The organism is Mesobacillus sp. S13 (assembly GCF_020422885.1).
In the GTDB taxonomy this organism is placed as follows: domain Bacteria; phylum Bacillota; class Bacilli; order Bacillales; family Cytobacillaceae; genus Mesobacillus; species Mesobacillus selenatarsenatis_A.
In genome coordinates this window covers 2,040,682-2,053,964 of sequence record NZ_CP084622.1, presented here as the reverse complement: position 1 = coordinate 2,053,964, position 13,283 = coordinate 2,040,682, and the positions used below count along the sequence as shown (strand labels likewise).

The following is a 13,283-nucleotide window of genomic DNA, read 5'->3' as shown; positions in this document are numbered from 1 at the left end:
TTTTCACTCATATGCTAAACATTTATAAATCGGGGGAATAAGCATGATCATTCATGAACGGGAAAAGGATTTCATCATGGTTGCCCAGCATGACCATGCCCTGGTTTCCCGGGAGGCTGCAAAGTGCTGGAGAGATGATTATTTTTCCGGGATAGAAAAGAAAGATTCAGTGGTACTCGCCGTACGGGAACATGACCGCTGCTGGATAGAGCCAGATGAAGAGCCATTATGGAACGAACATACCCAGCAGCCTTACTCCTTTATGGACTATCCTGGAAGCCCTAAGCTTGCCTTTTACAAAGAGGGAATTGATGAAGTTATTCAGATGGATCCATATGCCGGCCTTTTGTGCAGTCTTCACTATGGCTCATTCCTTGAAGATGCAACAAGTACGATTGGGAAGAACTTTTGGGTCGCTGAAAAGCAAAGACAGCAGGAGTTACAGAAGGAATTAGGGATTGCGAATGACAAAGTCCTTTCCTTTCATTTAAATCTATTGAAATTCTGCGATAACCTGTCATTGTATATTTGCCTGAATGAACCTGGAACACCAAAGGAACAAGAGCATTATTTTTACAAAAAAGGCTTTCCTCAAAAGTTCTCATTTATGAATGACCAAACCATCCATGCAGTGTGGCTCGATAAAGAAACTGTTTCCCTCTCACATTCTCCTTTTTCAAAAAATGCTTAATGTCACATTACCTTATAAGGCGGTTGAGAAGGATCAAATCGAAGAAATTGGATTGGTTTCCGCTTATCGAAGCAGCCCATTTTTATATAGAAAAGTAACATTTCTTTAACCGAACAGTAAAACTCGCTGTGCGGTTTTTTTGCATTGTAAAGAGAATTTCAAACAATTGTAACCTCATCTACAAAAAGCTGAAATAAAGTTATGGGATAATGACCACTTCTGGTAAAAAGGAAAGTTCAACCTAGGTGGTGTAAAAATGACAAAAAAGCGAAGCAAAAGAGTAAGATGGGGAAGAGTTTTCGGCGCCCTGCTCCTCCTTGGAATCTTCATGGTTGGTCTTTTTACCGTATCTCAGTACATAGAAGGAACATATAATGCACTTAATCAACCCTTTCAAAAAGCAGAAGCAGATTCGTTTCAAGGAGAGAAGAATACAACAGAAGCAGTGAATGTGCTGTTGCTAGGCAGCGACTCACGCGGAGAAGAAAGTGCGCGAACAGACTCAATCATGGTTGCCCATTACAACCCACAAACACAAAAAGTAAAACTGATCTCCCTTATGCGCGATATGTATGTGACCATCCCAGAACACGGCCAGCAGAAATTAAATGCTGCCTATTCCTTCGGTGGTGCCGAATTACTAAGGGAAACGATTAAAATGAATTTCGGCCTGGACATTCACCATTATGCGATTGTTGATTTTGAAGGCTTTGTAAAAGCCGTCGACCTCCTCGTTCCCGGTGGAATTGAAGTAGAAATCCCATACGAAATGTCCGATGGAATCGGGATGACACTAGAAGAAGGAACACAACAACTGCATGGCGAACAATTGCTAGGCTACGTCCGCTTCCGCCAGGACCGACTAAGCGATTTCGGCCGAGTCCAACGACAACAAGAAGTCGTGTCAAAACTGAAAGAAGAAGCCGTATCGCTAAACAGCGTCACAAAACTACCAAAACTTTTGGACTTAATGAGTACATACGTCGAAACCAATATCGATACACCCACCCTCCTGACCATCGGAAAAGACATACTCACCAACGAAACAGGTGATATTCAAACCCTGCGACTACCCGAAGATGGCAGCTTTGAAAATGAAACTTATGATGGGGTTGGGGAAGTTTTGGAGGTGGATTTTGAGCAAAGTAAAGATGCATTGGAGAAGTTTTTATAAAAGAAAAACTAGTCACAGAGAAGCATAGTGAGCTATGCTTCTTCTCCTTTATAACATGAGATTTTCCATTACGAGGCTAAAGAATCCATAAAAATAAAAAGAACTCCCTAAGAGTTCTTTTTTAAATCCATTATGTATGCTTTTACAATAACCCCATCATTCATTGGCTCTAAATCCTGTTCTGGAATACGTTCAAACCCCATACTTTCATAAAGCGATAATGCTTTTTTCATGAAAGAAGCTGTGTGGAGGCCGATATATGAATTATTTTCTTCTTTTGAGACTTTTAAACAATGCTCAACTAAAGCTTTCCCAATTCCTTTGCCACGAATCATTGGGTTAACAGAAAGCATACGGATTTCAGGATAGTCTTGTATAGTTTCGTTCCAGTCATAAGCCTGAATGGATGGCGGAAACAAAACGATACTGCCTACTATTTGACCGTCCAGTTCAGCTGTATATATTTTAGCATTATTCTTTAAATCATTATCTGAAATTAGTGTGTTTTTTAACACTTCCCAATGCTCTTTTGAAACGAATTGTTCGTATTCTTGATAACTTTCCAATCTTAGATTCCTAACAGTGCCGATTTCTTCGTATTGCATTTCTCTGATTTTCAATTCATCCATCTCCTTTAATGCCATACTTATCTACAAATATTACATAAAATATAAAAAGCATAACCCTTTGTTGAAGTATTGCACAAGTTGGTTGAACAGGCGTAATTAGGTTCTATTCCTGTTTAATTACTTTTTTGGCTTCTTTCACGATGGTTACTATTAATGCAACCTTTGTTAAGTGTGAAATATTATCTCCATATCTAAACTCATCAATCATTTCGCTAATGTTATACCACTCTTCTAGACCTTCGGAAGTATCAAGTTCACGAACAACCTCATATATCTTATAGGCTAAATCAATAGCATTATTTTCATCTTCATGCAGGATGCTTTTTGCTAATTGCAGAATGTAATAATCTGCACACTCCTCAAATAATGGTTTTTGCAAATTTAATTCTCTTAAAACCCTTCTAAAATAATCTTCAACTTCAAAAATATTAAGTGGTTCTCTTAGCGATGAAAGTATGTTCAAAGAAAACGAATCATTATTATTTTTCAACATACTCAATGCCCAATTAACATAATCAAAAGGAGCGACATCACCTTGATATATCTTATAAAACAAAATAGGAGTGTCCATCTATATTCATCCTTTATTAACTTTTCTTATCCCATTTCTCTCCATAAAATTGCATATGACTAAAATTCTTCATTTAGAAATAAAACACCTTCTTCCAATCAATCTAATTAATTGAAAAATCACATGCCACTATACACGCGAAAGCATTTCAGAAGCACAGGGACGTACTTTATGCTTATAAATAGAAAAAGGCAATTCACACGGAACAGCTATTCTTCACACTAAAAAACCGCCCAGCATACTGAGCGGTTGCTAATTTACGAGTCTTGCGTGACAAGCTTGGGAATCGAACCCCAGCGTCTTGGCATTAGGCCACAAACCGTTTTGAAGTTGTTGGCACCAGCATTAAAGAGCCTTATCATCAACTGTATTCAAATAAGCTTCAATCTCATCAATAACAGATTTCACACAACCATCTTCAAATGGAGAAATTAAGTTCGCTTCTTTGACAAGTTCTGTGAATGACTGGCTTCCACCTTGCTTACAAAGGTGCAGATAATCTTTCCAAGCATCCTCTCTATTTTCCTGCGTACGTTTCCAGAATTGCAACGCACAAATTTGAGCTAGTGTGTAATCAATATAATAGAAAGGAACCTTGTAAATATGTCCCTGCTGCTGCCAGAAACCACCGTTTTCTAAGAAGTCATTTCCTTCATAATCGCGATGTGGGAGGTACTTCTTCTCGATTTCTCTCCAAGCTTGCTTGCGCTCGGCTGGTGTTGCTTCCGGGTTGGCATACACAAAATGCTGGAATTCGTCGACTGCCACGCCATAAGGAATAAACAGGACCGCTTCACTTAAATGAGAGAACTTGTACTTATCCGTATCTTCCTCGAAGAAAAGATCCATCCAAGGCCAAGCAAAGAATTCCATACTCATAGAGTGGATCTCACACGCTTCTAGTGTAGGGAACCCGTACTCAGGTACTTCAAACCTACGACTTTCAAACACTTGGAACGCATGTCCTACTTCATGCTTTAAAACACGAACATCGCCTTTTGTTCCATTAAAGTTTGCGAAAATGTATGGTGACTTATGTTTGCTGATATAGGTGCAGTATCCACCGCCAGCCTTACCTGCTTTACTTAATAGATCCATTAGGTTGTTTTCTACCATATAAGTGTAAAACTCATTCGTTTCAGGAGACATTTCCTCGTACATTTTCTTCGCTTGATGTACAATCCACTCCGCATCTCCTTTAGGATCAGGATTTCCTGTCTTAAAGCTGAAGCTGTCATCGTAATATCTAAATGTATCGACACCAATCCGTTCCTGCTGCCTTTGTTTTAGTTTCGTAGCTAAAGGAACGATATACTCTTTCACCTGGTCACGAAACTTTGCGACCATTTCAGCATCATAATCTGTACGAGAAAGTCGAGCATAGGCTAACTCTGTAAAAGAAGAGAATCCTAGCTTCCTAGCAATACTCGTACGTACTTTTACAAGCTTGTCGTATAAATCATCTAATTGATTGGCATGCTCAACAAAAAAGTTGTACTTCGCCTCATTTGATTCCTTCCTAATGGTACGGTCAGGTGATTGGTTATAAGGAACCAATTGAGCAAGATTTTTCACTTCCCCATCAAACGGAATTTTAGCTGAAGCAAGTAAATCAACATACTCACTAACTAGCTTGTTTTCTTCCTGCATGTCTTTCAACACATCAGGAGAGAACGTCTTTAATTGACTGTCAGCTAATGAGAATAACTGTTTACCCCACTTTTCTTCTAGCTGAGTGCGGAACTTTGAACCTGTAAGTGCCTCGTAATACTTTGTGATTAGACCCTTGTAAGTAGGTCCAACTTCATTGAAAAAATCCTTTTCTTTCTTATAGAACTCATCCGTCGTATCAATCGTCTGACGTATTTGGACAATCTGTCTCATGCTATCAAACTCAGAGCGTAACTCATTAATTTCTTTCATTACTCCGTCCTGAACCTCAAAAGACTCAGCAGATTGGAACCTCTCTAGTAATTGATGAAAGTTCCCCTCCACCTCTTCAATATTTGGCCTTGTATATGGATAATCATTAAACTGCATAAAAAAATCCTCCTTATGTATAAAAAATTCGTATAAAGTACCTATTTCGACAACGTGAGACAAACTCCTTTTAATTCCAGAGAAAAATTTCGTTATTCGAAATATAAATCCACTGTAGTTCCAAAGTACTTTCTAAAAGGAGATCGCCATTCTCTACTTCATTTTTTAAATTTAGATTGTTCATTTGCTTTTTGACCGACTGAGGTAAAACTTATAGTGAGTGAATCACCATTTAAAGATACTAGACACAAAAAGATCGCAAGCATTCTGAGCGGTTACTAAGTTGTGTTTTTGGCCGGGGATCTTAATATATTACCGGAACCTCCAATAACCATCCAGCATTTCAAAGAAGTGACTTTGATTTGTGTCAGTCAGGTTCACTAAAAAAGGACTCTCCCCTTTTTCTTTTAATACTTTAGCAGCCGGTCCATCTCCAATTGGTGTAAAAAACAATAAATTAGTGCCGTTCAATTTTAAACTTCTGCAACGGGCATTCAGCTCCGTATCGATATACTCTTCTCCTTTTTTAAGGCCAAACAGTTCACTCCAAATTTCTAGTGTTTTATCCAAATCATCTACGACAAATCCAACACTTTCCAATTTTGGTTGGCCTAAATTGTGTGATCCTATAACTTCTTGTTCCGCTAGTTCCGAAAGCCTTTCTTCATCTGATTTTTCCCATTGAATAAAAAACGGTAAAGAAAGCTTGTTTTCAGCGTACTCAGGGAATAACAATGACCACTTGATTACTTGACCATCAGCCCGAACTCTTTCCCCAGTTAGCGGCCCATATACTGTAAGTCCTTCTGTCATAAGTTTTATTGCTAATTCTTCTATTTGATTTGTTCGGATCGCTACTGTCGCAGGACCTTCCCGATTTTCTTTTGCTAACTGTTCAACGATTTGCGTAATCAATCGATTTTCATCATGCTTTTCAGCTATTGATAGATTCTCAATTCCTAAAAATTCAATATAACTTAAGCCAAAATAAGTTAGGGTATTATATGTTCCCCAAGACTCATGACGACCACCCTTCACAACATGAAGGCCTCTTTCATTTAAGGGAGACATTGCTTTCTCTGGCTGCTTTAAGAACCAAACTAGGTGATCAAAGAAAAATTGCATTATTTTACCCCTTTCTAATAACAAATATTAGTAATATTCAATTAATTCATTATACTATAAAGCAGGTGAGGGACGTACCTTTTCGTTCCAAGTAGAACCTTTCCAAGTACCCTTGGATCAATTATTCTTCACACGAAAAAACCGCCCAGCATGCTGAGCGGTTTCTAGTATGTATAGTTGGCGGGACTGCGTGGGAATCGAACCCACCTGACCTGGCACGCAGGTCACAAGCGGTTTTGAAGACCGTGGGGGACACCAGTACCCCATTCAGCCCCATTTTTGAGAACAAGGTCTATTATACTTACAAGCTGTCGATTTTACAAGAGTGTTACTCAAATTGTCACAAGACTTGTCTTCTCTTGTCAGCTGGTACTATAATAAGAAAAGATATTAGAAATGCGTGGGTGAAGGGTTATGTATCAGCTTGAAGGTTGGTTTTTGTGGTTTATGATGTTCTGGATCGTTGTTTTGGTTGGCTTATTCGCGATTGGCGGTTACTTTATGTTCCGCAAGTTTTTGAAAAAGCTGCCAAAGGATGACGGCAAATCTGATATGGACTGGGAAGAGTATTATGTGAACCAGACTAGGCATTTATGGCCGGATGAACAGAAGGCATTGCTCGAAGATTTGGTAAGTCCGGTACCTGAATTATTCAGGGATGTGGCAAGACATAAGATCGCTGGTAAAATAGGTGAGCTCGCCCTTAAGGAAAAAGTGGACAGGATCTCACAGGAGCTTGTCATCCGCGGCTATATCCTTGCAACACCGAAGCGTGACCATAAATTTTTGCGAAAGCGGCTTGCTGAAAAGCAAATCAGCACTGCTCCATATGAGAGTTTGTTCTAAAACTGCCTTTGATTAAAGGCAGTTTTTTTCAATATTAGCTTGCCTTCTTCTTCCGCTTTTTAAAAAGCTTGAATACATCATCATTCTTGGTCAGAATGATGACCTTGTCTTTATACGGTTTCATCATCTTGATTGCCTGTACCAGATTGTTCCCATCATACTGATGATTCCATTTCAGCAAGTCGATCAGCATCTTCACGTTCTCTTTTCGCGGAGAAGAAGCCAGTTTCACTTTCCTTAAAATAAACCTTTTCAGTATTCTCCAGTCACGCACATAAACATTCGTCTTGAGCACGAATATATAATCTGCCTGCTGGAAGCTTTTCTCTGTCCAGCTATGATAGACTCCCTCGATGATCCATTTTTCCTGTGCCACGACTCTCGCCAGCTTTTCCGCCCTTTTTACCGGAGGGGTTTGTGAACCGAAATACTCGGACTCGTGTTCCCAAAAAAAGTTGTCCAATTCATGCGTAGGCAGCCCCAGCATTTTCGAAAGTTTCGCCGCTATGTATGACTTCCCACTACCTGGCCCGCCAATTATATGTATTTTCGTCATCGTATTTCACCCTGTTATTCAATCTTTATCGAGGTCATTATCAAATACCGAAGGCATGCGCTCGTCCTTGATTCCCAGATGCGCTTTTATCACAGCCAAATCTTTTAAAATGATCCTTGTATTGAGCCAGGCTCCGATTGCTGCGAGAAAGGCAATGACTAGAATCACTGTTACCCAAATATTGATTACTATCAAAATACTCACCTCTCAGCAATTTTACCACAATCTAACAGGCATCCGAGATAAAAAAATGATAGAATTCCTTAGGGAGGTTATTTCTATGAAGGAAGTTTTATTTTGGATCATCTATTATTTGTTGTTAATGACGATTTTTGTCAGGGCTATTTATAGTGTGATAAGGAAAAAGCAAATACCTCTGGCCATGATTGCGATTCTCGTTATTATTTCAGTTCCTATGGTCAGTCTCATGAATAGTATCGGCAGGCCATTAGAGATGAATGAATTCGAATTTTTAGCGAGGGAGTTCCAAAAAGGAGCATTCTGGGCTATTTTCACAATCGCAGGGTATCTATACTTGCTAGTGTGGTTCATTCTTTCTTTAAAAAAATAACGAGTTTCAGTTGCTGAAACTCGTTTCTCATCTCCTGAATCTTCTCCGTCTGACATAAGCGCCGTTCCGCATAGCCTTCGCCTCACATACATTCCCGACAATCAATAAAACTACTCCAATAGCGATTAAGCTGAACATCACCGCTGGAGAAATGGTCGCAATAACTCCCATCCCTTTCATGAACATTGGCACCAGGAAAACGGCAAGGCCCAGGGTTTTAAGTAAAATCGCATAAACCTTCAATGACATCCCTATTCCTCCTGACTGAATCAAGTGGTTTTATCATTGTATTCAAGCCAGCTTGTCGCAATTCACAAAAAATTCAATATTTTCATTTCGGTAAAATAGTATGATTAAGTAGACTACAATCGGAAGGAAGATGCTTATGGCTTTTAAGGAGCGAACCGAACCTATTATTTTATCAAAGCTGCGAATCTTGAATAAAAGATTCGAGCTCTCAGATGAGGAAAAAAGGTACCTTTCATACCTAGATAAAGGGTATAAAGGCGAATTACAATTCGATGCCATGACGGAAACTCTGACAAGCAGCTGTTTGATCCTGAACGAACTGCTGCTCGAAGTAGAAAGAACAACCTTTCAAATCGATACTTTAATCATATTTTCCAGCGCATTATATCTTTTTGAAATAAAAACTAACCAGGGCGATTACCTGTATAAACCAGATGGTTTAACTTCACTAACAACCGGAGTAACAATCAAGAATCCCCTCGATCAACTCAACCGCACCAAGCTGCTTTTCAAGAAACTATTGAACCAACTGGGCCACAACTTTAAAATACATGGCTCAGTCGTCTTCGTTAACCCCGAGTTCACCCTGTATAACGCACAACCAGATCTCCCGTTTATATTCCCAACTCAGATCAAACGACTCCACGAAAACCTCAACAACCAGCCCGGAACCATCTCCACCAACCATTACAAACTCGCAACCAAACTAGTCTCCCTCCACCAGATTGAGTCCTACCACAATAAACTGCCAACCTTTCACTATGACGAACTGAAGAAAGGTATTACTTGTTTGGTATGTGAGTCTTTTGAGGTGGAAGCCACCCATAAGTATCTTGAGTGTGATGTTTGTGGAAGTAAAGAACTGATTGAATCTGCTGTGATGCGGACAGTAAAAGAGTTTAGATTAATATCGCCAGATTCAGAAATTACTACTTCAGCAATCCAGGACTTTTGTGCAGTGATCGAGGATGGTAAAAGGATTAGAAGGATACTCGCAAAACATCTTCGAATTGATGGATCCAGGAAATGGACAAAGTATAGATAGAGCACACTGTATTATATGAGACTTAATATGTTGAAATCTCATCTTCCATCCTGTTTGTAGTTGATTTTTTCTTATAGATACTTTTTTTGGTATACGGCTTCTTTTTGTCCGATAGAGCTCTTCTATCGGACATTTTTTCTTCTTCGCGCCTTTCGTTTGGCCGATAGAGCTCTTCTATCGGACACTTTTCTTTCTTCATGCCTTCCATTTGGCCGATAGAGCTCTTCTATCGGACACTTTTCTTGCTTCGCGCCTTCCGTTTGGTCGATAGAGCCCTTCTATCGGTCACTTTTCTTTCTTCGCGCCTTCCGTTTGGCCGATAGAGCTCTTCTATCGGTCACTTTTCATGCTTCGCGCCTTCCGTTTGACCGATAGAGCTCTTCTATCGGTCACTTTTCATGCTTCACGCCTTCTGTTTGGCCGATAGCGCTCTTCTAACGGACACTTTTCTTGCTTCGCGCCCTTCCGTTTGACCGATAGAGCTTTATAAACGACCAACAAAAAAAGCAATCAGCCCCACCTTCGCTGATTGCCTCGATAGCCACACTTGCTATCCTGCCTAGTATTTATATTAATAGAGAAATATAAAGTTCTTTGCCTTGATTTGTTAAGACTTTTTTAACATATGTTAAAGCAGATAGAAGTGGGCACATACCAATAAGAAATTTATGATGACTTTGTAAACCATCGCCAACACTCCTTATATTCATAAGTTCCCTTACATCTATACTTTAACACAGTATTGTAAAGATGAAATAAATCAAATTCGGCTATTTTGTAAACTTTTTACCGTTTTTTCTATTATTATGTAGCTAAGTTAGTGACTACCAGCTGCCCAATCCCATCCTAGCTTATCTTTTCATCCTGCGTAATCATGGTGCCTAATATGGACGATTTTATACTATCCATCCCGGCTGCTTTTAAAAATGCTTATGTAATAGTCTTCTTCTGGGAAATCTCCGAGGTATTCAAACCCATTCCCGCTGTAAAAGTTCTTTAATTTCTCGTTCCCTGCCCAGCAGTCCAGATACAGATCTTCCCGAAAAGTCCGTGCCTGTTTACATGCCCATGATAAAAAAGTCGCACCATATCCGATTCCCTGAAAATCAGGGTGTAAAGCTATTTGGAATAGATATTTCCCAGGGCCCGGGACATGCCACTCTTCCAAATCCTTGATGCCAAATGTCCCAATAATTTTCTCGTCAACGGAGGCAACATGCAAACAGCCTACCTGCTCCATAAGATGATTTTCGTCCCAGGGATAATCCCATTGATTCACTCCTTTATTAAGGAGAGCAAGTGAAGCTGCATCCAATATGAAAACTATATCCTTGATATCATCTTCCCTGGCCATACGGATTTCCATGTCGATTACCCGAGCTTCCTGCACGACATCATCAGCACAAGCGGTATTCGCAACCGCCGTTCGTACTCTTCCCTGGTAGAGAAGTTTTCGGCTCTAGGGGTTCCTTCTCTCAAATCCTCCACTATGAATCCGGCTGCCAATAAAAGCCTGAAGTATTCCTCAACTGTCCGGTGGTATTTAATGACCTTTTTCCCGATCCACGGTTCGGCTCGTTCTCCCTGGTTAAAATAATCATCCACAATCCAGTCAGCTCTTCTGCCGCTTGCTTCTGCACTTTTCGTGGTTGATGTTAGCACCGGATGCTGAACGCTGAACACGAATTGCCCTCCAACTGCTAATGATCGATGAACATTTTTGAAAACACTCTCTAAATCGGTTAAATAATGCAGTGCAAACCGAGAAAGCACTATATCATATTGTTCAGCCTGCGGTTGCCATTCCTCCATTGAAGATTGCAAAACCTGGCCACCCGTTCCCTCCAGATTTTTTTCTGCAACCCGGCTCATATTTTTTGAACCTTCCAAACCCAGGTATGCAACAGCATCTTGCTGTAACAGTTCTACGCCAATTTCAGCATCACCGCAGCCTAGATCGAGTACCCTCTTCCCCTTCACATCTCCTATCAATTCCAGCAATATCGGCTTTTCGATGATATTGTTCGGACTTTCAGGCCGGGTTCTTCGCTTCATATAATTATCGAAGAACTCCTCATCCTCATAAACCGAGGCACCCCTAAATTCCATCAAAACTCCTCCCATACCCTAAAGAAAGTCAAATCTTCAATATTTTATCATATAATCAGGCATGAATGGGAATGAAAATTTCAACCATTTCCAAATCATTCTCAACAGGATGATAAGTTTCAATAATGTAGCTGCCAGCCAATTCCCTTTTGTGGCCTTGTTTATCAATCCACTCATCAATTGTTGAATATAGTCTCCCTAATTCGTTACCTTTACCGGTGATCATCCCGTATGTTTGCTGAATTTCTAGGAATTCCATTTCTTCCGGTAAGGACTCCGGCTTTTCTTCCACAAGGATCCCGACATAATATATTCCTTCAATATGGGTTTCACCCATCTTTGGCTCATATACGGACACTTCGGTACCTGAAAAGTCCGGCATTCTCTTTAAAAATTGCTGAGCTGCCTGAGGAACCAATACTGCATAATCTTCAAATCTCCCTTGATGTTTAATCGCAACCACTTTAAAATCTCTGCTCACAACCTGGCACATCTATGTTCCTCCTTGAATTCTCTAAAATGATGCAATATAACAGGTAAAAAAAGAGAGAAATGTCCAAATAACATCAACAAGGAGTTAACCACATTCAGCCCTTCTCTAACGTTAATCTCACTTCCCACTGTTTAATAGGCACAAGCACATAGCTCCCTCATCATAAATCAAAATGGTTTCTAATACGGCTGGCAACCTCAACTGCAGTCAATTTTGTATTATTGATTCGCACATAATTAGCCCGTTGTATTTCACCTTCATTCGAATTCAAACGATACTGCTTCATGGATTCCAGCAAATCTTTTTCTGACCGTTTTAGATTCCGCTTGGAAGGCTTATGCTCTAGCCGGTGGTCACTTCTGTTTCGAGCCAGTCTTTCTTCCAAATCCGCTTCCAGCTCAACAAAATAGACTGTTCCGCCTTCTGACTCGAAGATTTCACAAACTTTTTCGGCGTACGCCCAGTCTTCCTGCATATCAAATGCCCATACATAGGTGAAAATCATTCCTTCCTGGTCACTTTTGGCCATCGCTTTGAATAATTCTTCTCTAAACAAGCGAACTAGCCTTTTCCCCTCCTTTGTACCGTAGTCAAAAAAGGGATTAACCAGTTCTATTGTCATATGGTTATGAAAAAGCTTTAAATCAGTTATTTTTTCCAGTTCATGTCCGACTGTCATCTTCCCTGTAGCCTGAGGGCCAAATATCAAAACAAACTTCATTCTTACTCCACCTCGAGTCTAGCTTTGTACAATGGACTCAACTCACTCCATACATCGAATTTATTTCCGTCGAGATCATAAAACACAAAATTCCGGCCAGCGTGCCCACGGTTTTCGATGCTGCCGACTTTGATTCCGCGATCCTTAAACTCTTTATGTAATGCTTCAAGAACCTCAAGACCATCCACTTCATAGGTAAGGAGAAATCTTTCCTCCCCATTAATGTCCGTGAAATTTGAAGTCTGCCCTTGAGACTTCACCAAAAACAGGCTGATATCAGCCATATCCATAATTGCCTTGTCTCCATCCAAATAATTCACCTTAGCTTTTAGCATTTCTCTATACCAATTCGACGATTCCCTTGGATCCTCTACCGGTATATAAATGGTCCCTACCCTGATTATTTGGTTTTTCATTCGACTCACCTCTCTATAAAAATTCTCTATTTTCTGGAAATCACCTT

Annotated in this window: 17 protein-coding genes and 1 tRNA gene; 5 read left to right on the top strand and 13 right to left on the bottom strand. The window is 40.0% G+C overall.

Annotated elements, in window-relative coordinates:
- Positions 1 to 43: 43 nt before the first annotated feature.
- Both LGO15_RS10460 and LGO15_RS10455 read left to right on the top strand, forming a co-directional pair.
- Positions 44 to 691: a DUF3891 family protein gene (locus LGO15_RS10460; RefSeq protein ID WP_226087535.1), complete on the top strand. Its 648-nt coding sequence runs from the start codon at positions 44 to 46 to the stop codon at positions 689 to 691.
- 256 nt (positions 692 to 947) lie between these two features.
- Positions 948 to 1,865 carry an LCP family protein gene (locus LGO15_RS10455; protein ID WP_226087534.1) on the top strand — a complete coding sequence of 306 codons (918 nt, stop codon included), beginning with the start codon at positions 948 to 950 and terminating at the stop codon, positions 1,863 to 1,865.
- Positions 1,866 to 1,972: 107 nt separating this feature from the next.
- Here the strand turns inward: LGO15_RS10455 and LGO15_RS10450 are convergent, their stop codons facing one another.
- The 5 genes from LGO15_RS10450 to LGO15_RS10430 form a co-directional block, all read right to left on the bottom strand.
- The gene (locus tag LGO15_RS10450; RefSeq protein WP_167833029.1) at positions 1,973 to 2,485 is read right to left on the bottom strand and encodes a GNAT family N-acetyltransferase; all 513 of its coding nucleotides are present in this window, start codon (positions 2,483 to 2,485) and stop codon (positions 1,973 to 1,975) included.
- Between the two features lie 112 nt (positions 2,486 to 2,597).
- Positions 2,598 to 3,065 carry a hypothetical protein gene (locus LGO15_RS10445; protein WP_226087533.1) on the bottom strand — a complete coding sequence of 156 codons (468 nt, stop codon included), beginning with the start codon at positions 3,063 to 3,065 and terminating at the stop codon, positions 2,598 to 2,600.
- A gap of 345 nt (positions 3,066 to 3,410) precedes the next feature.
- Positions 3,411 to 5,105 (bottom strand): M3 family oligoendopeptidase, encoded by a 1,695-nt coding sequence (locus LGO15_RS10440; RefSeq protein WP_226087532.1) that lies wholly within the window; start codon positions 5,103 to 5,105, stop codon positions 3,411 to 3,413.
- Between the two features lie 312 nt (positions 5,106 to 5,417).
- The gene (locus LGO15_RS10435; protein WP_226087531.1) at positions 5,418 to 6,230 is read right to left on the bottom strand and encodes a VOC family protein; all 813 of its coding nucleotides are present in this window, start codon (positions 6,228 to 6,230) and stop codon (positions 5,418 to 5,420) included.
- 178 nt (positions 6,231 to 6,408) lie between these two features.
- Positions 6,409 to 6,505: transfer RNA gene (locus LGO15_RS10430), tRNA-Sec, on the bottom strand.
- Positions 6,506 to 6,644: 139 nt separating this feature from the next.
- On the opposite strand from LGO15_RS10430, the gene LGO15_RS10425 reads away from it, so the two are divergent.
- Positions 6,645 to 7,076 carry a DUF2621 domain-containing protein gene (locus tag LGO15_RS10425; protein ID WP_167833025.1) on the top strand — a complete coding sequence of 144 codons (432 nt, stop codon included), beginning with the start codon at positions 6,645 to 6,647 and terminating at the stop codon, positions 7,074 to 7,076.
- Positions 7,077 to 7,110: 34 nt separating this feature from the next.
- Here the strand turns inward: LGO15_RS10425 and LGO15_RS10420 are convergent, their stop codons facing one another.
- Together LGO15_RS10420 and LGO15_RS10415 are read right to left on the bottom strand one after the other, a co-directional pair.
- Positions 7,111 to 7,632, bottom strand: coding sequence for a P-loop NTPase family protein (locus LGO15_RS10420; protein ID WP_226087530.1), 522 nt, complete (start codon positions 7,630 to 7,632; stop codon positions 7,111 to 7,113).
- A gap of 18 nt (positions 7,633 to 7,650) precedes the next feature.
- Positions 7,651 to 7,827, bottom strand: a complete 177-nt coding sequence (locus LGO15_RS10415) for a hypothetical protein (protein ID WP_167833023.1) — start codon at positions 7,825 to 7,827, stop codon at positions 7,651 to 7,653.
- Between the two features lie 85 nt (positions 7,828 to 7,912).
- Here LGO15_RS10415 and LGO15_RS10410 point away from each other — a divergent pair, with 85 nt between their 5' ends.
- Complete coding sequence (locus tag LGO15_RS10410) at positions 7,913 to 8,203, top strand: hypothetical protein (protein WP_226087529.1); 291 nt, start codon at positions 7,913 to 7,915, stop codon at positions 8,201 to 8,203.
- 27 nt (positions 8,204 to 8,230) lie between these two features.
- Here the strand turns inward: LGO15_RS10410 and LGO15_RS10405 are convergent, their stop codons facing one another.
- On the bottom strand, positions 8,231 to 8,452 hold the full coding sequence (locus tag LGO15_RS10405; RefSeq protein ID WP_167833021.1) for a hypothetical protein: 222 nt from the start codon (positions 8,450 to 8,452) through the stop codon (positions 8,231 to 8,233).
- 136 nt (positions 8,453 to 8,588) lie between these two features.
- Between LGO15_RS10405 and LGO15_RS10400 the strand changes: the two genes are divergently transcribed.
- A complete protein-coding gene (locus LGO15_RS10400; protein ID WP_226087528.1) occupies positions 8,589 to 9,497 on the top strand; it encodes a nuclease-related domain-containing protein in 909 nt (302 codons plus the stop codon).
- A 901-nt stretch (positions 9,498 to 10,398) separates the two neighbouring features.
- Here LGO15_RS10400 and LGO15_RS10395 read toward each other — a convergent pair.
- The 5 genes from LGO15_RS10395 to LGO15_RS10375 all read right to left on the bottom strand — a co-directional run bounded on the left by LGO15_RS10395 (position 10,399) and on the right by LGO15_RS10375 (position 13,236).
- The gene (locus LGO15_RS10395; RefSeq protein WP_226087527.1) at positions 10,399 to 10,863 is read right to left on the bottom strand and encodes a GNAT family N-acetyltransferase; all 465 of its coding nucleotides are present in this window, start codon (positions 10,861 to 10,863) and stop codon (positions 10,399 to 10,401) included.
- 5 nt (positions 10,864 to 10,868) lie between these two features.
- Positions 10,869 to 11,606 carry a class I SAM-dependent methyltransferase gene (locus LGO15_RS10390; protein ID WP_226087526.1) on the bottom strand — a complete coding sequence of 246 codons (738 nt, stop codon included), beginning with the start codon at positions 11,604 to 11,606 and terminating at the stop codon, positions 10,869 to 10,871.
- Between the two features lie 55 nt (positions 11,607 to 11,661).
- Complete coding sequence (locus tag LGO15_RS10385; protein ID WP_226087525.1) at positions 11,662 to 12,099, bottom strand: GyrI-like domain-containing protein; 438 nt, start codon at positions 12,097 to 12,099, stop codon at positions 11,662 to 11,664.
- A gap of 160 nt (positions 12,100 to 12,259) precedes the next feature.
- On the bottom strand, positions 12,260 to 12,820 hold the full coding sequence (locus LGO15_RS10380; protein ID WP_167833016.1) for an AAA family ATPase: 561 nt from the start codon (positions 12,818 to 12,820) through the stop codon (positions 12,260 to 12,262).
- A 2-nt stretch (positions 12,821 to 12,822) separates the two neighbouring features.
- The gene (locus LGO15_RS10375; protein ID WP_167833015.1) at positions 12,823 to 13,236 is read right to left on the bottom strand and encodes a VOC family protein; all 414 of its coding nucleotides are present in this window, start codon (positions 13,234 to 13,236) and stop codon (positions 12,823 to 12,825) included.
- Positions 13,237 to 13,283 lie beyond the last annotated feature (47 nt).